The sequence below is a fragment of the Roseiconus nitratireducens genome (genome assembly GCF_008629675.1).
Taxonomy (GTDB): Bacteria; Planctomycetota; Planctomycetia; order Pirellulales; family Pirellulaceae; genus Stieleria; species Stieleria nitratireducens.
Window position 1 is genome coordinate 796,572 of record NZ_VWOX01000001.1, and the last position, 17,485, is coordinate 814,056.

The 17,485-nt window shown below is 60.4% G+C and carries 10 protein-coding genes and 1 tRNA gene; 6 read left to right on the top strand and 5 right to left on the bottom strand.

What is annotated here, in order from left to right:
* Positions 1–308: 308 nt before the first annotated feature.
* From FYK55_RS02630 to FYK55_RS02640, 3 genes are all read left to right on the top strand, one after another.
* Entirely contained in the window at positions 309–1,769 is a 1,461-nt protein-coding gene (locus FYK55_RS02630) for an RNA polymerase sigma factor RpoD/SigA (protein ID WP_150074525.1), read from the top strand.
* Between the two features lie 296 nt (positions 1,770–2,065).
* A complete protein-coding gene (locus FYK55_RS02635) occupies positions 2,066–5,053 on the top strand; it encodes a carboxypeptidase regulatory-like domain-containing protein (protein WP_161604264.1) in 2,988 nt (995 codons plus the stop codon).
* Positions 5,054–5,407: 354 nt separating this feature from the next.
* Positions 5,408–8,413, top strand: coding sequence for an FG-GAP-like repeat-containing protein (locus FYK55_RS02640; RefSeq protein WP_150074529.1), 3,006 nt, complete (start codon positions 5,408–5,410; stop codon positions 8,411–8,413).
* 77 nt (positions 8,414–8,490) lie between these two features.
* Here FYK55_RS02640 and FYK55_RS02645 read toward each other — a convergent pair whose 3' ends face one another.
* The 3 genes from FYK55_RS02645 to rho all read right to left on the bottom strand — a co-directional run bounded on the left by FYK55_RS02645 (position 8,491) and on the right by rho (position 11,257).
* On the bottom strand, positions 8,491–9,399 hold the full coding sequence (locus FYK55_RS02645; protein WP_150074531.1) for a 3-methyl-2-oxobutanoate hydroxymethyltransferase: 909 nt from the start codon (positions 9,397–9,399) through the stop codon (positions 8,491–8,493).
* 313 nt (positions 9,400–9,712) lie between these two features.
* Positions 9,713–9,795 (bottom strand) — tRNA-Ser (locus tag FYK55_RS02650).
* 163 nt (positions 9,796–9,958) lie between these two features.
* Entirely contained in the window at positions 9,959–11,257 is a 1,299-nt protein-coding gene (rho, locus tag FYK55_RS02655) for a transcription termination factor Rho (protein ID WP_150074533.1), read from the bottom strand.
* 1,247 nt (positions 11,258–12,504) lie between these two features.
* Between rho and FYK55_RS02660 the strand changes: the two genes are divergently transcribed.
* Positions 12,505–13,740, top strand: coding sequence for a thioredoxin family protein (locus tag FYK55_RS02660; protein WP_150074535.1), 1,236 nt, complete (start codon positions 12,505–12,507; stop codon positions 13,738–13,740).
* A gap of 125 nt (positions 13,741–13,865) precedes the next feature.
* Here FYK55_RS02660 and FYK55_RS02665 read toward each other — a convergent pair whose 3' ends face one another.
* Positions 13,866–14,129: a hypothetical protein gene (locus tag FYK55_RS02665; protein WP_150074536.1), complete on the bottom strand. Its 264-nt coding sequence runs from the start codon at positions 14,127–14,129 to the stop codon at positions 13,866–13,868.
* A 98-nt stretch (positions 14,130–14,227) separates the two neighbouring features.
* Complete coding sequence (locus FYK55_RS02670) at positions 14,228–14,896, bottom strand: HEAT repeat domain-containing protein (RefSeq protein ID WP_235908368.1); 669 nt, start codon at positions 14,894–14,896, stop codon at positions 14,228–14,230.
* A 283-nt stretch (positions 14,897–15,179) separates the two neighbouring features.
* On the opposite strand from FYK55_RS02670, the gene FYK55_RS02675 reads away from it, so the two are divergent.
* The gene (locus tag FYK55_RS02675; protein ID WP_150074539.1) at positions 15,180–16,349 is read left to right on the top strand and encodes a hypothetical protein; all 1,170 of its coding nucleotides are present in this window, start codon (positions 15,180–15,182) and stop codon (positions 16,347–16,349) included.
* Positions 16,350–16,544: 195 nt separating this feature from the next.
* Positions 16,545–17,384: an MBL fold metallo-hydrolase gene (locus FYK55_RS02680; RefSeq protein WP_150074541.1), complete on the top strand. Its 840-nt coding sequence runs from the start codon at positions 16,545–16,547 to the stop codon at positions 17,382–17,384.
* Positions 17,385–17,485 lie beyond the last annotated feature (101 nt).

Below are 17,485 nucleotides of genomic sequence, written 5' to 3' on the forward strand. Positions count from 1 at the left end.
GTCGGGGAACCGTGGAATCGTCTGGAAACTGAACGGAAAGGGGGGGCACGGTGCAGCACGGGGGTCAGTCCGGGAACGTGGAAGCACCGCAAGGTGTTCCAGCTGGGAAAGTCACAAGGCCCGCAGCAGGCGAACGCGGGCGGTGGCGCAGCACCCGAGTGAGCGAATCTGATCGCCGACCAATCACGTGGTCGAATGCGTAAGCCCCAACTTCCTCGGTTCTAAAGTCGTCGCGATGTTCAGCGCGGCATGTGTTTCGATTGCTTGGTCCTCTGTAGCGGCGGCGGGGCGCCTTGAACCCCGATTCGATGATGATTGCACACAACGATTATTTCACTGGGAATCTCGATTTGTCGGCGGCGGCTCCGGTTCAGGAAGCCGGCTCGCGGACGGACCGCATGGCGTCGGCAACCGAGGACAGTCTGCAAACGTACCTGGCTCAAATCGGGGCCATTCCGCTGCTGACCCCTCAACAGGAGGTCCGCATTGCTCGCCGGATCGAACAGTCACGACGGGCCTTTCGACGTGGGCTGCTGAGTTTTGATTTTGTCCTGCGGGCGGCCATCGAGCAGCTCACCGAGGTCCACCGCGGGGAACGCAGCTTTGACCGAACGCTGCAGGTGGCGGTGAGTGCGCGGTTGGAAAAGCACCAGATTCTGGGACGCATGCCCCATAACTTGCGGACCCTGGAAGCGTTGGTCGAGCAGAACCGACTGGATTTCCAGGCCATGATGGACGTGTCATCGCGCCGGCAGCGACGTGCCATTTGGCAGCGGCTGATCGCCCGTCGTCGGCGTGCGGTGCGGTTGGTCGAGGAGCTCGGGCTGCGGCTGGAGCTGCTCCGCCCGCATTGGCAAAGTGCCGCGCTGCTGCAGCAACGACTCCAGCGGATTGATCGCGAGCTGGCCGCATTGGGGCGTGCCGGCGGGGGCAAGCTGCAACCGTTGCGTCATCAGCGGGACGAAATCCTGCGAAGTGTCCAACAGACCTCGCAGGGATTTTTCCGTCGGATGGAGCGGATTGAGCGTGCCGACGCGGCCTACCATCGGGCGAAGCACGAGTTGTGCGAGGGCAACCTGCGACTGGTCGTCTCAATCGCTAAAAAGTATCGGCACAGCAACCTTTCGCTCCTGGATTTGATCCAAGAGGGCAACGCCGGCCTGATGCGGGCGGCGGAGAAATTCGAGCACGAACGCGGCTTCAAATTCTGCACCTACGCAACGTGGTGGATCCGTCAAGCGATCACCCGCGCCGTGTCGGACAAGAGCCGGACCATCCGCGTCCCCGTTCACATGGCCCCGGAGATTCGTCGGGTGCAGCAGGTGCGGACCGCACTGACGCACCAGCTCGGACGCGAGCCGTCGACGGAAGAAACCGCCGAGGCTGCCGGAACGTCGATTCAGGAGGCTCGGACCATCCTGCGAATGACACGGGTTCCCACCAGTTTGCAGGCGCCGGCCGGCAAGCAGGATGATTTTAAGATTTCCGATTTCTTGGGCAGTGAGGAAGAGCGATCGCCCGAGGACCGTCTTGCCCAGGAAATGCTCCGGGACCGTCTGCGTGAGTTGATGGACAAACGCTTGAGCTGGCGTGAACGGGAAATCCTCCGGATGCGATTCGGGCTCGGCGATGGCTTCGATTACACCCTGGAGCAGGTGGCCCACGTGTTCAAAGTCACTCGAGAACGCATTCGGCAGATCGAAAAACGTGCCCTGCACAAGCTGTACGAGGCGCACTCGTCCGGCCGACTGGGTGAGTTCGTCGACTGAGCTGCGATCGACACCGTCCGACCCGGCTCCATCTGAAAAGTCGCAAAACCTCGTAGCCGCCGTCACCAGACGGCAGAGCGACAGCCCTCGTAGCCGCCGCCACCAGACGGCTGAGCGACAAAACCACGTAGCCGCCGTCGCCAGACGGCGGAAATCGGCGCGCAAGCGAACGTCGCTCCACGCACCCTCCCGCAGCCGCTGCGCCCCCGTCCCCTCATCGCGGCCTGCGGCTGGTCTCCAAGCGGGATAGAATGGATCGCTCTATCGAAGAGCGTCTTTTCCGAGGGGGGTTGGTGATGCGACGATCGCACCTGTTTCGCTGCAATGCGTTTGGCATGGTTCTGATTGGGCTGGTGGTGGGGGCAACGTCCGCGTTCGGTCAAGGCGGTGCGGAGAGCGAGACCAAACCGACGTCGCTCACCGGGCGCGTGGTCGATTCGCATCAGCAGGGCGTTGCCCACGCGAGCGTCGTGGTTCAATACCGAACGGGGCAATCACGGACGGCGACCGCGCGGACGGAGGCAGATGATGCTGGCAGCTTTGTCGTCGAAGTGGCTGGCAATCCGATCGCTTTTCAACAATGGCAGGTCGTCGCAAAGGATCCCCAAGGCGATCAAATCGGTTTTTTTCGGTACGAACGGTCGGAAAAGGTGACCGTCGACAGCGAGATTGAAATCCGAGTCGAGCCGGCGAAGTCAGCCACCGTGCAGATCGTGGATGCCGATTCCGAACCCGTCGCGGACGCCAGTGTGGTCGCTCAATTCGCCTACCCACATTTGTCGGACGAATTGAAGACCGATGCCGCAGGTCGGGTGACGGTGGTCGCCCCGAGTTCAGAACGCATCAACACGGTCGTCGCGTGGAAAGATGGCGTCGGTCTTGACTACGAAGTCTATTCGCTGGGTAGAGATCAACAGTCGGATTTGAAGACTCCCGTTCCCGAGTTTCCTGTCGCAGGCGAAACACTTCGGCTTGAGGGAGCAACTCCGGTCACGTTGAAAGTGTTGGACGATTCCGGCGCGCCGATCGAAGGCGTTCGTCTGTACCCGTGGTTGCTGCGAAAGGAGTCGGCGAACCGCGAACTGAATCTCAGTTTCTTCACTGACTTCTTTTCGAAGACGTCCGATGAAAATGGAACGACGACGTTTTCGTGGATGCCGAATTGGCAGAAATCGATGGTCACCATCTGGCCCACCGCCGAAGGCTACACGCGAACGCGGGCGAATTACGATCCGGCAACGGACGACGGGCCGCTAGAGGTCACGCTCGATCGACTCGTTCCGGTTCGCGGTCGAGTATTGGACGAAACGGGGAATCCCGCGGCGGGGATCACGGTCCACGCAACGGGTGCGGGCTATGGGTGGGATGCGGGACGCGACCAAACCGAGTCCGCCGACGATGGATCGTATGAACTGCATGTTCCCCCAGAACAAATCTACATGGTGACGGTTGTCGACGAGGATTGGGTCGCAGATGCCGTCCCCGGATTCGCCGTTCATGCGGGGCAGCCCGTCGAGAAGATTGAGTTGCGGCTGCGAAAACCGACTCGTTTGACGGGACGGCTGACGGCAGAGCCCTCCGGAGATCCGATCGCGGCCGAACGTGTGCTGGTCTATCAATACGGAGACGACTTGGATTCGATTGCCGGAGCATCCCTCAAAAACCCCGAAAACTCACGTCGCTATGTGCGTCCGACGATCGTGAAAGCGACTGAAACCGACCAGGACGGGCGGTTTGAGTTCCTGCTGGGGGACGGATCCTACGACATTCGACCTCCGCGCCAGGAGAAGGCTGAGGAGTTTCAGATCTCCGGACAAGATCAGCTCGCGATCGATGTCACGACCGAAATCCAGAAGAAGGTCAAGCTGATCGGCGTGACGCGACATCACGAAGACAATCGCCCGCTGCCGCAGATTCGACTGACGGGCGCTTCACAGCGATTCAGTGGCGACGATTGGCAGGCTGGCACCGACGACGAAGGGGCGTTCGCCGTGGAGCGCTTGGCGGAACCGACCTACGTGCATGCGGTGAACGCCGATCAAACTCTTGGTGCGGTTGCCGTGTTGGCTGCGGATCAGAACAAGATTGAGATGCGTTTGGAACCCACCGGTCGTGCGACCGGCGTCGTGCTTCAAACCGATTCTGAAGCACCGGCAGCAAGCATCAAGATTCACTACGGGATCCGAGTGCCCGACGAAAAGAATCGCACCTGGAGCAATCGCTTCGGTGACACGGCGGTCACGGATTCGAATGGAAAGTTTGTGCTGGAAGGTTTGGTTCCCGGATGGGAGTACGAATTGAATCTGGAGTCACGACCCGACGGAACGATTCCCGGCCTTGGAAGCGTCAAGGTTGAACCGGGCGAAGATGTCGACATGGGACGAATGAGGATTCCCGCCCCTCGCAAGCCTTACGTGCCTCCCACGTTGGACGAACGGATTGCCCAAGCCATGGGGGTGGCCGGTTCCGTCAGCGAACGTTTCCACCGTGCCATTCCACGTTGCCAATTGTCCAAACAGAAACTGCTCGTGGTTCTGGGGGCTGCGGATTCGCCACGATTGCGCCGGTTCATGCAGCTGCGTTACGAGGACAAGGACTATCGAAAAGTTCGCGACGATTTTTTGACCATGGTGGTATCCACCAAGGATCCGAAAGATCGCGGAGATGCCGAGCAATGGCTGCACGAGCTGCAGGCCGACTCAAGCCAGCGAGCCTTGGCGTTTTCGCTGGTCGTCGTCGGCCAAGATGGCAAGCTGATCGCGCAAAAGTCGGGAGACGACCTGATGGTCGACGAAGAACTTTCCAAGGATGCCGTGGTCCAGTGGTTGCGGTCACACATTGGTGATCCTGTCGACGCCAGAAAACTTCTTGAGGAGGCTCTCGTCCAGGCCGAGAAAGAAAACAAACGTGTGATTGTTCAGGAAACGGCTACGTGGTGCGGGCCCTGCCACCTGTTGTCGAACTTCCTGAACGAGCATCGCGACTGGGAGGCGGATTACCTGTGGATCAAGATGGACCATCGCTTCACCGGGGCGCGTGAGATCATGTCAGAATTTCGGGATGGCGCCAGTGGCGGCATTCCGTGGTTCGCCATTCTTGATGCCAGCGGTGACAAGCTGGCCACGTCGAACCATTTCGAGTCGGGGAACAATATCGGATTCCCTTCCAGCGACGAAGGAAGATCGCATTTCAAAAAGATGCTCCTCGAAACTCGGCTTACCATGACGGACGAGGAAATCGAGGCGTTCGTCGCCGAACTACAGAAAGACGCCTCCGCGAATTAGCGGGGGCTTGGCGGTGTCGCGTCGCTATCGGTTCCGATGAATCGGCCGCCGGGGGGATTCCAGCGTTGTGGGGCAATGTTTTTCATCGAACGCCCATGGGATCCGAACCATTGAATAAACTCAATCGTTGCCGCTCGTTTGTGAAAATTCTCGTTCGATGAACCGAAGGACCATTGAGTGTCTTCGAGATTCACTTCACGACGATCCGAAGCAGCGGTCTGATACGCCCCATCGTCCCGGACCGTGCTCGTCGTATCGTGGACGATCTCATCACGAGTCCGGAGCACGGGCTGTGGCGGGCACCCGTCATCACTGGAAGGGTTTTTCATCGCGCCTGAATCATTGCTCGAATTGATGCGAGACACACCACGATGCTTACGGTGGGTTCTTCCCATCGCGTTGTTCCTGGGTTTCTGTGGCTGTCGTCCTGCCGGCGGCCCCACGACGGACAATCCATCAAACTCGTCTCAGGGCGTTGGCCTTTCCGAAAGCGGATTCGCCGAGCATTCGTCCGAAAACAATTTCATTCTCGCTCAACAAGCCTTCGGCGAGGGAGACTTCGACTCCGCCAGGGCAGCCGCACAGAAAGCTCTCCTGGAGTCTCCGGGTGACGTCGACACGCTAAAACTGCTTGCGCAGATCCACGCCGCGACGGGGGATGACGCGACTGCCGCCAACATGCACCGCCAGCTGGCCAGCCGGGAGATTCCCGAACGACTGAACCTGTTGCTGCAAGCGTTCGAATGGAATGTCCGCGCCGGCCGCTTCGATGTGGGCGAGACGGACATGATTCGTGCGATCGAATGGGGGATCGATGATTCTCGCGCGGCCCAGGTCTTGTGTCAGCTCTACAACTCACAGGGAAGACGATACGAAGCGTGCCAGCAGGCTCTACAGTTGGCTCGAATGAGACCGTTGCAACCGGAAGAATTGCACAGTTTGCTAGAGCGTTCGGGCCCGTTCCAACTGGTCTCCTTTTCAGAATTCCTCCCAAGCGAAGGGATCACACTCTTTGATCTCGGCCAGGCCCGAGTCCTTGACGCGGTCAAGCAAGATCATGACGCCGCGCTGGCGAAGGTGCAGGCGGTTTCCAGATCGGTGCCCGCCCATCCGGCCGTCGAAGCGTACCGGGGAAAACTGCTGGCGTTACGAACCGGCAACTCCGAAGCTCTTCATGAATGGCATCGCTCGTTGCCCGGTGGAATTGAAGAGCATCCCGAGTATTGGGTTGCGATCGGGATTTGGCAACGCGATGCGGGAGAAGATCGGTCCGCCGTTCGCTCGTTTGCCGAGGCCATTCGTCGTGATCCCACCGATCGCGTTGCCATGCGCGAGATCGAGTCGGCGCTCATCCGCTTGGGCGAAGACTCAAAAGCTGAGTCGATTCATCAAACGATTGCGGTTTTGGATGAACTCTATCGTCGATCCGATCGAGCCACGCTGACGGTGCAGAACGCCAAGTGGATCGCGTCGCGGATGCAGGAAATGATTCGCCCTTGGGAATCACTCGGATGGTCTCTGTATGCCCTGGGACTTCAGGGAAATGCCCTTGCCGCAAAAGATGTGTTCGCCCAGCGTCGCGAGAAAATCGCACAGTGGGAAGAATCCAGCGGCGAAGCGAAAATCCGAGACGCTCGGTTGAAGAAATTGTTGGGGTTTTCGCTGGATGAATTCCCAATCATTGCTCCAGCCAGCGCAGACCGATTGCAAGATTGCATGGTTGAAAGGGGCGGAGAGTTGCCTGACGCGCGAGGTGCCAATGCGTTGACCTTCGAAAACGTCGCCAACCAGCTAGGGATCGAAACTCAGTTCATCAGCGACTATCCGTTGGAGAGTTCCAAGTTCTACCTGTACCAAGCCAACGGCGGTGGGTTGGCTGCGCTGGACTATGACCTGGACGGGCTTTGCGATCTGTATGTCGTGCAATCCGGAGGGAACCCCGAAGTATCTCAGGGATCCACTCCCAACGAACTTTATCGCCAGATCATCTCCGGGGAGCAATTTCAAACCGTCAGCGACGCTTCGTGCTCCTCCGATCGTGGCTTTGGCCAAGGCGTGTGCGTTTGCGATCTGAATCAAGACGGCTTCCCGGATCTCCTGGTCGGAAACATCGGTCGCAATTGCCTGTTGCTTAATCAGGGGGACGGAACGTTTGTTGACGCGTCGGAATCGCTCCCCGATGACAGGATGTGGACCTCCAGTATCGCGGCAGCGGATCTCAACGGGGACCACTTGCCCGAAATCGTGGCCGCCAATTACGTAGATGATCCCCAGGTGTTCCGCATTCCCTGCGTGGGGTCAAGAACCGACTGCCATCCGCATCATTTTTCACCCGCCGTGGACCAGGCGTTCCTCAATCGGGGTGACGGCACTTTCGAGATCGATCGCGATTCCCCCGTGATCCCGGAACTGCCGAACTACAGCCTGGGCGCTGTCATCGCGAACTTTGACGGGGTCCATGGCAATGACGTGTTTGTCTCCGCCGACGGAAAGGTCAATCATTATTTCACCAGCCAAAGCCGGGCCGAGACGGGTGGCTATCGCCTGGTCGAGAACGCTGTCCTCGCCGGATGCAGCGTGGGAATCAATGGTCGCCAGCAAGCGTGCATGGGAATCGCGATCGGTGACGTCGATACCAACGGCACCTTGGATCTGGCGATCACCAATTTCCACAACGAAGCGATCAACCTGTTTTTGCAATCGCGGCAGTCGATTTTTTTGGATTCGGCCAGGCGTTACCGTTTGGCCAAGCCGACCGAACCGACACTCGGCTTTGGGATCCAAGCCGCCGACTTCGACAATGACGGCTGGCTTGACCTGGCCCTGTTGAACGGACACATCTACGACAATCGCGATTCCGGTGAACCGTATCGAATGCGACCTCAACTGTTCCGGCGCGATCAGAAAGGCTTCGTGGCCCAGGCACCGGAATCTGCCGGCGGATACTGGGAAAAGAAATCGCTTGGCCGAACGCTCGCCCAACTCGATTTCAATCGCGATGGACGAATGGACCTGGTGGGCAACCACTTGGATCGGCCCATCGCCGTTTTGAAAAACGACTCGCAATCTGGCAATTGGCTTCAGCTGCGACTGGTGGGAGTTGAAAGTGAGCGTGATGCGGTCGGAGCAATTGTCAGGGCGCAGTTCGGCGGTCGCGTTCGAACCGTCTGGCAGAGTAGTGGTGGTTACATGGTGGGAAACGAATCGATCCTGCACATCGGATTGGACCAGGCAAAGGCAGTGGATGAATTGACGGTGCGCTGGCCGTCTGGAAAAACGCAGACCTTTAGCGGACTCCCCGTCAACGCGCGCCTGCTGATCATCGAAAACCAGCACCAGGTGACGTTGGAGTCTGGCTGAAGGGCGAAACGATTTCGCTGCGGACGGAAGTTTTGTCGTACCTTTCCTGACCGCGATCGCCTAATGGTCTGTGAAATCTATTTGTTTTGGTCGCCATCGACGGCGGCAAGGAACTGATCGACAAGCCCTGCTGGTGCCTGAACGATATGTTCGGGCCCCGGAAACCCTCCATTCTTGACATCGTCGATGTAGTCCCGAAAGCCTCCGACACGCTCCGCCTGCAGTGCCTGCTCCATCTTGAACAGGTTTCGGTACTGCTTGGTGTGTCTCGGATAGGGAGGCGCGTGGTTGCCCAGAATGTCTTCGGCAAACATGAATTGAATGTCACCGCCGCTGCCTGCGCCGATTGACGAGGTCACCAGGCGGGTGCGGCGGGAGATTTGCGCAAGCAGCTCGGCCGGTACAACTTCCACTTCAACCGCCCACGCTCCTGCTTCTTCGAACGACCGAATCTGCTGGAAGACCCGCATGGCTTCTTCAACGGTTTTGCCCACGGCCCTGAGGCCTCCCGTCCAGGTGCTCAGGCGGGGCACGAGACCGGCGTGAGCTTCGACAGGGATCCCCACGTCGGCGACAGCGCGGATGAATTCTGGTCCCCACTGGCACATGATTCCATCAGCCCCAAGCTCCATCGCGTCGAAGCCGGCGCGGACCGCTTCCGCCGGGGTCGCGATCTTTGTCAGGCCGATGCAGAACGTCATGAATGTGTGGGGCGCCGCGTTTCGGATTGCAATCGCGGCAGCCGGATCGCCTGGATCAAACTTGACCTTCAGCGTATCGATCCCCGCCTCTTCGGCCGCCGCCGCCTCGCGGGGCGTAAACGGCATCGTCTCCGTGAGGACGGTTTTCCCTTTCAGATCCTGCAGATGCTTGACGGTGTGGTTGCGCGTTGCGTAGGCGCCACCGAGGGTCATGGTCCGGTGCAGTCCTCGCTTGTGAGCGTCTCTGGGCGGCAATGCGTTGGCAGGGGTTCCGTCAGATTTCATCGGTTTGGTTTTCGGTTCCAGAGCAAGGAGACTGCGAGGCAGCAGGATTCCCGTGCGCTACCAATGAAGCCCGGGACCACGATCGCCGCGGAGCGAACTTTCAAGTGCCACCAATCACGCACGAGGGCGTCAGAGGGGACTGGCAAGAACATCGACCGGCTTCGTGACATCGTGAAGGATATCACGTTTGTCGAGCAAGCCAGACGGGGGCATGTTCGACGCGCCGGCGAGCGTGGCAATCTCAAGGTGGCGCCGGCCGGCTAGAAAAAACGCCCCCAAAAACACACGGTTCTTGAGGGCGTCTGATTCACAGCGGAGGACACGGGACTCGAACCCGCAGCCCCTTACGGGGTACCTCAGTTCCAGTGAGGCTGCTCACCAATTCGCTTATCCTCCGAGTGGTGATCGGGCAGGCAGGCTGCCAGCGCACAGTTTACTCATCTTCGGCCGTGGCGGACAAGCCGCCGGTGTCAGCGGCCGCGTCCAACATTCGGCCTCCGTTGGGTCGGTCTTCCCGGCGGCGAACCGAGGCTCGCCGCGGGCGTCCATCGGAGAGCGCCTAAAGTGCGGTTTTGGCACCGCTGATCAGCTTGATGAATTCATCGTTGCTTTCGAAGCGGCCCAGCTGTTTGGTCAGCTGTTCCATCGCATCACAGGGATGCATGCTGGAGAGGGTTCGCCGAAGCATGGTCACCGCTTCGTAGGTTTCCTCGTCGTGCAGCAATTCTTCGCGACGCGTTCCGGATTGGCTGATATCGATGGCGGGCCACACGCGGCGGTCGGCCAGGCGTCGGTCGAGCACCAATTCCATATTCCCGGTGCCTTTGAACTCCTGGAAGATCGCCTCATCCATTCGACTGTTGGTGTCGATCAGCGCGGTCCCGACGATGGTCAGCGAACCGCCTTCCTGGAAGGCACGTGCGGTGGCGAACAGCTTCTTGGGGATGTCCATCGCTTTGATGTCCAGACCACCGGACATGGTGGCGCCACCGCGTCCGCCGCGTCCGACCCATTTGTTGAACGCACGGGCCAGGCGTGTGATGGAATCAAGCATCAGGAAGACGTCTTGACCCATCTCGGCCAAGCGTCGGGCACGGTCGATCACCAACTGGCTGAGCCGGACGTGACTTTCGACGTCCATGTCCAGGCTGCTGGCGACGACTTCCCCGCCGACGACGCTGCGTCGCATGTCGGTGACTTCCTCGGGACGTTCGTCGATCAACAGGACGATCAATTTCAGATCAGGGTGGTTGGTGGAGATCCCACTGGCGATGTCCTGCAGCATCACGGTTTTACCGCTCCGCGGAGGCGCGACGATCAAGGCGCGTTGGCCTTTCCCGAGGGGCGCCAGCAGATCGATCACGCGGTTGGTCAGGGGGCGACGTCCGCACTCCAGTCGCAACCACTCCTCGGGGTTGATCGGCGTCAGCGAATCGAACGTCTTGACGTCCGGGTAAGCCTCCGGTGACAGGCCGTCCACGTCCATGATTTCGCGGACCCGGGGGCCCTGCTGGCGTTTGGCCTGCTGCATCATGGCTTTGATGTGCACGCCCTGGCGGAGCCCGAAGCGTTCGATCATGGTGCCGGGAACGAACGGATCGCTCCGTTCGCGGGAGTAATTGTTGTCGCGGCTGCGGAGGAAGCCGTACCCGTTGGGGTGCAGTTCCAGAATGCCGTCGCACTCTTCCATCGGCGCGTCGCTGGCGACGTCCATGGGCTCGCGCTCCTGGCTCGAACCATTTCCGCCGGGTCCGCCACCGCCACGTCGTCGCCGCCGAGACCGCTGCTTGCCGCCTCCGCCACCGGATTGACCGTTGGAGTTCGGGCCGCGACGAGAAGACCGTTTCTTTTTCGCCATTTGTTGTCCAGAGAGAGTGCCGACGCTCCGTCAAAGGGCCTCGCCAATGCTGGCAAGACTCGCAACCGGTTCAGCCCCGAGGGACGTCACCTGAGCGGTTCGGTCGGCAGTCGTGTTGAGAAACCGCAGGTCAAAAAAATGAAGGACCCGGTCGCGAAACTGCGGTGACATTTCCACGGGGGTCTAGCCTAAGTGAGTGATGTGCCGAAAAGGCAGGGGGCCGAAGCCGGTGGGGCGAGCCACAGGCCGCGGGCGTTCCGATTTTCGATCGTTTGGTCGTGCGTGATGGTGACGCGGAGGGCGACACGGCCGGAACCGCCAAGTCACCACGGGGACTCGGTAGCAATCGGGACGAGCGCAACGGAGTTTGATCCGAACGACTTACCGGGAAGTCATTTCCAAGGTGCTATGCAAGGCCTGTGCCGGTATTGCTCAACCGGCCATTCTGGCGGCCAATCTGGCTCTCCCCCCGATTCGTTCTGAACGAACCCAAGCAACCGCAACACCGGGACGATCCGGAGGCGTTCCTGCGAGTTCCAACGGGCCCACATCTGATTCGCCGAGTCGGTGGCACTCGATGCGGGCGTGAGATCGCGGGGGAGTCCGAAGAAGCAACGTCTGCTTCGGGACAACCATTCCTTTTTTCTTTCGCCACCACACGTTCTGATCAGCAACTGCCGCCGCGGGAAATCCGTTCTCGGGAATCTCACCAAGTTAAGCCATGCGACTTAGCGGGTCAGGCAATCACCTCGCTCGCCCAGCGGGTCGAACGTCAGAATCGTCGTGGAGCGACGCAGTGAATTTTTCATTCGCGGTGGACCCTGTGGGTGAAATCACCGCTCGTAGACTATCGGAAAATATAGACGCTTCCTGGCGGCTGTCAAGTCGAGGCTGCCGGCCGGTCGCCAAGGGGATCTGGGAAATCGCGGCGGAGGGCGAAAAACCGCCGTCGCGTGGCGGAGCCACGCCGGCCGCGCGTTCCCGGGCGGGAGCCCGGGAACGAGAGCTGGGGAGGCTGCCGCGTCCTGGTTCCAAGGCTCCCGCCTTGGAACCCACTGCAAGCGGGCTCCCGCCCGCCTGGCTGCTCGCTGCGGTTGCTCGGGGCCGATGACCGCCCTGGCGTCAAAGTCAGCCCATTTTGTACTTTCCCTTCAAGCCGCCCCACCGGCAAATCCGACAACCAACGATAGCCGGCCTTCGACGCCTTTGCTCAGCCCTTTTTTCACGGATCGATACAGGAACGCAGGATGCGAAACGCCGCGATCTCACTTGTTGCCCTGACAGTCACCCTCGCCGGCGCAGGTTTGTGCCAAGCCGAAATCGCCTGGGAAGGAAAGCTTCGCGAGGCCCATGCCAAAGCCAAGCAGCAAGGCAAGCTGATGCTGTTGCACTTTTACAGTGACAATTGCGTGTGGTGTGACCGGCTGGAAGCCGGGGCGTTCCGCAGTCATTCCGTCGTGCAGTCGATCAATGACAATTTCATTCCGGTGAAGATTCACGGCACCGAGAATCCGAACCTGACCAAGATGTTCAAGGTCACCAAGTTTCCCACCGACGTGATCGTGACGACCGACGGCAAGGCGCTGGCGCACTCGGTCAGTCCGCAGCAGCCCGATCGCTTCATCGCCATGTTGACCACGGCGCGACAAACGTATCTGAAAGGCCAAACGATGTTGGCTGGCGGCAAGCAGCCGCCCCGCACCGCCACGACTCCGGATGTCGATTCGTCGGCTCCCGAATACGCGACGGCCGATCCTTCCGCCTCCCAGGTCGCCGCGGCGCAGGCTGCGGCCACGCAGACCGCCGTGGCTCAAGCGGCCAATGCCGGCGGACTGGGGATGCCGACTCAAGTTCCGATGACGCCCGAAGAAGACTTGCCTCAACAGGTGCAGACGCCCGCATCCGGCGCCACCGGTGGTGGTGCGGCGCAGGTCAACCAGTTCGCCATGCCGTCGGCGCCCCTCGGCGGTGTCCCGGCCTCATTGACCGGTGTCCGGACCGAAGGCATGTCGCTGTCGGAACCCGGGCTCGCCGGCAACAGCGACATTTCCCAGGCCGAACCAGTGGCAGACGACAGCGCTGACCGCGATGCCTCGGCAAAGCCGGAACTGGCCATCGAAGGGTACTGTGCCGTGTCGGTGATTCGCGACGAACAATGGGTTGAAGGGAAGCCGGAGTTCGGCGTGGTGCACTTGGGCAAGCTGTACCTGTTCGCCAACCAGCAGGCGATGGAAACGTTTTTGGCTGATCCAGTTCCCTACACCCCGATGCTGAACGAAATTGATGTGGTGCGGTTCTTCGAACAAAAGAAGATCGTTCCCGGCCGCCGCGAATGGGGTGTGATCGATCCGGTCCACAACCGGATGTTCTTCTTTGCCGATGAAGCCGCAATGGAGCATTTCGAAGAACACTTCGAACGCTACTTGGATGCCGCGATCGACGTCATGGATCACGCCATCGAAGAATCAAATCCGGGTGCTTGATCACCGCGACATCCATGGGGTTCGGCGTCCGCATGGAATACCGTGACGCATTGCCGGTCTGACACGCGGAGGCCGGAGCGCGATGAGCCTCCGTCATCGGGCCGTTTGGTCATCGGCCCGTTTGATCAGCGGGCCGTTTGAATCGTGCCCGGTTGGGGCTGTGCATAGCCGGGGCGAATTCCGCCAGCAATCGCCAGGCCGGCCAGCAATGAGACGATGGCGACGACCAACCAGGTCAACCGCGCGGCCGACTCTCCAAACCGTTGCCGAATGTGGGCAATGGATCGCAGTTGATAGGGGGCGACCCATGGCCCGAGGCTGACCGCCAGCGAGCCGCCAGCGCAAACGAATGCGACCGTTGCAACGAAAAGATCGTTGTAGCTATTCACGAATTCAAGTCACCAACAAGCTGCATCAGCCAAGGAGTATCGAGGCGCTGGCACGCTGGAGTTCGACACAGGGCTCTTCGACACCGGGTGCATGGAGTTCAGACGTCGCTGCGTCGCATGCGTCGCCGGACGGCGCGCAATTGGGCCCGCGCACATTCCAAATCCGGATTGATGTCCAGGCAACGCTGCAGCGCCGCGGCGGCGGAACGGAAGTCGCCCGCGATGATTTGGCATCGCGCCCAGCCCTGCCAGGCGGTGTAGTGAAAACGGCAACGCCACAAACATGCTGCATAGGCTTCACTCGCCTTTTCCGGTTCTTCCAAACCGTGCCAGCAGCAAGCCAATTGGAAATGCGCTTCGGCGTATCGCGGTGCCTGATCGGCGACAATCATGGCGGGGGCAAGCGCCGCAGCAAATTCACCACCATCCGTCAAATGCATGACCTTCAACAGTTGCTGATGATGCGTGGGTGCGGCATCCCGAAGCAACAATCCGCGGAACGAATCGTCGGCGACCAGTCGCACGCCGCGGTCGACATCGCAGAGGGCACGTCCCAGCGGCTCAATCGAACGAGAATTTCCGAGCAACCCCAGGGCCATCGCGGCGGCACGACGCAATTCCACGTCGCCTCGGCAGAGCAGGCTGGCCAGTGTCGCCGGCGAATAGTGCTCATCGACCTCGGCCGCGTACTGGGGCGCGTCGGCCGTGGCCAACAGGCGGCGGTACGCGGTGGCCAGACGTGTCGTTCTCACGAGCGGTGAAGTCACAGAAGCATCCGTCAAAGGTGGAGAAATCGTGGTGCGGGCCGCGTGTATACTAGGCAGCACCGATCTCGGGGCAACCGCCGAGTCGCAGAAACTGGCAAGTAGCGGCTTCGCCGTCGGGACTGCGGGCGAGTCTAGTTGGCACTCGACTGCTTCACAACTAACCAGCATGGCGGGCGGGGACGCATGCCCGGCGTTCCCTTCGCCCGCCCGTTGACCGTCGCCTGTGAGAATGGGGAAAACAGTGCAACCTTATTGCTGTCGGCAATTACCATGGAACCGAGCCATGATCGCACACCCGCTGGCGAGATTGCTGATTTGTGGATTGATCAGTTTGTCGTTCGCCTGGTCCACCAAGCTGTCCGCGCAATCCTTGTCGATCTCCAAGTCGATGGCGCAACGGTTACGCGAATCCCACACGGGACTGCTTGATGGCCAATCCTTGCGCGATGCGGTCAGGATGGTCGCCCAAAGCGATCCGTCGCCCGATGGTGTCATCAATTATTGGATCGATCGCAAAGTTAACCCAGACCGCGCAGTTTCCCCAGGTGCACTCGGGCCGACGCGGTACGCATCGCTCTGTTCCATTGCCGAAGCTGCCGGAGCGGTTTGCTTTCCCGTGGACAACTGCGTGGTCATTGGGCGGGCCGAATGGGTTGACCAATTGGCGGCAAAATTCTTTCTCAACACTGCTGAATCTGACAACGAATCCTCCGCCACCGTGGGTCGAGCAGCCCAATCGCGGAGCCGGACGCCGGCTCGCGTGGACGTGCAGTGGCCCGATTTGACGACTCCCTCCGAGGCGCTGGCGCGGATCCGAGGCGTCCGGTCTGTCGAACGATTACCGGAGGAACTTCGTCGCCGCCTGCCGCATGACCTGTGGCCCGAGACGCATTGGCAGCAGATTCGACGGGACGTGGCGGAAGATCTGGTGTTGGCCCAATTCGAGCCAGCGCACGATGTGTCTTTGCGGTCTGCGCCCATTCGCTGTTCACTGCCGGTCCCCGCCCCGGAGCAATTTGCTTCGTCCATCGCCCAGGCGGATCCGGAGGCGCAGGTCCAATGGCTGCAGGACGCGATTGCCGTCACCGCCAAGCCGGCGACACAGCGTTGGGTGTGGCGTCGTGGGTTGGAAGTTCCGGCCGATGGCAATCAGGGCGTTGGCGGTGCGCCGGCTCCGGCCGGCGCCCGCAATGCGATCAAGCGGCTGCGGGAGGACCAGCGGACGTTCACGTTGAAGGTTCAAAACAAGCCGGTCGGTGCGGTCTTGAAAGAACTGGCTGGAACGGTGCAAGTGCCGGTCCGGTTTTCGCCGGCGGCGGAACCGCATCGCGGTTTGTTGGTTTCGTTTTCGGCGGTCGACCAGACACTGATGCAGCTGTTGGAGCTGGCTTCCAAGCAGGCGTCGCTGCAACTGGACGTTACCCCGAACGGGATCCTGTTCTCGCCGCAGTGATGGATCGGTTGGAGGGACCCGGCGGAGACCATCGCGGCGAGTTGGCAAGCGTTGCGGCGATCCGTCAGAGGGGCCGATCGGCGCGTTTCGGGCGAACCATTCCGGCGAGTGTCGGGACTACAAAGAAGGACGCTGCCGGGGTATTGTCGGCGTTTGCGCCCGCTTCCCCCGCCTGCCGACTTCGACTTGCGCGACATGGTTGAGAACATTCCCCTGCTGAGCCATCACCACGACGGTCTAACCATCGAGGGATTTTCGCGCGCGGCCGTGCAAACATGTTGGCGGGTCAATGAGTTGAAACTGTTGTTTGATGTGGGGGCCCAGCCATGGGACTTCATGGGGACGCCCACCCTGTTCATTACCCATTCCCATCTGGACCACATCGCTTCGCTGCCGTCTTACGTTTCGCGTCGGCGGATGATGAAGATGGATCCGCCGGTGATCTACCTTCCCGATTCCGCCGTCGATGACGCTTGGGACATGTTGCAGATGTTTCGCCGGTTGGACCGCGGGGCGATGCCATGCGAATTGATCGGGCTGAATCCGGGCGACGAGATTCCCTGCGGCCGTGAGTACCTGGTGACGGCGGTCCCGACCCGCCACACCATCGCTTCGTTGGGCTTCGTTGTTTGGCAACGACGCCACAAGTTGAAGTCGGAATATGTCGGGCTGTCCGGCGACGAGATCCGGGATCTGAAGCTTGCCGGGACGGAAATCACGACGGAAAAGCGGGTCCCCGTGTTCGCTTACACCGGGGACACGTCGCCGCCCGGGTTGGACAACAATCCGGAATTCTTTGATGCCAAGATTCTGGTCAGTGAATTGACGTTCGTCGCGCCCGAGCACCGCAAGGAGAAGATTCACAAGCACGGACACATGCACATCGACGACTACCGTGACCGCCAGGATCGATTTAAGAATGAGTTGATCATCGGCGGCCATCTCAGCACGCGTTATCACGACAAGCAAGTCAAAACGCTGGCTCGCCGGGGGTTGCCCGGCATGTTGGACAACCGCTTGAAGCTCTGGATCTAGCGAGGCAAACAAGCTGCTTTGAAGAGGGTGCCTGGAAAAGGGGACGGGGGTCAATAGTGCAAAGCACCCGGAGGGCCGTTCCGGCTATTGACCCCCGTCCC

Bases quoted from the DNA above. Each gene is read 5' to 3' on its own strand.
- FYK55_RS02635 (WP_161604264.1), top strand. From the start codon at position 2,066: ATGCGACGATCGCACCTGTTTCGCTGCAATGCGTTTGGCATGGTTCTG.
- FYK55_RS02660 (WP_150074535.1), top strand. From the start codon at position 12,505: ATGCGAAACGCCGCGATCTCACTTGTTGCCCTGACAGTCACCCTCGCC.
- rho (WP_150074533.1), bottom strand. From the start codon at position 11,257: ATGGCGAAAAAGAAACGGTCTTCTCGTCGCGGCCCGAACTCCAACGGT.
- FYK55_RS02630 (WP_150074525.1), top strand. From the start codon at position 309: ATGATGATTGCACACAACGATTATTTCACTGGGAATCTCGATTTGTCG.
- FYK55_RS02645 (WP_150074531.1), bottom strand. From the start codon at position 9,399: ATGAAATCTGACGGAACCCCTGCCAACGCATTGCCGCCCAGAGACGCT.
- FYK55_RS02680 (WP_150074541.1), top strand. From the start codon at position 16,545: ATGGTTGAGAACATTCCCCTGCTGAGCCATCACCACGACGGTCTAACC.
- FYK55_RS02675 (WP_150074539.1), top strand. From the start codon at position 15,180: ATGATCGCACACCCGCTGGCGAGATTGCTGATTTGTGGATTGATCAGT.
- FYK55_RS02640 (WP_150074529.1), top strand. From the start codon at position 5,408: ATGCGAGACACACCACGATGCTTACGGTGGGTTCTTCCCATCGCGTTG.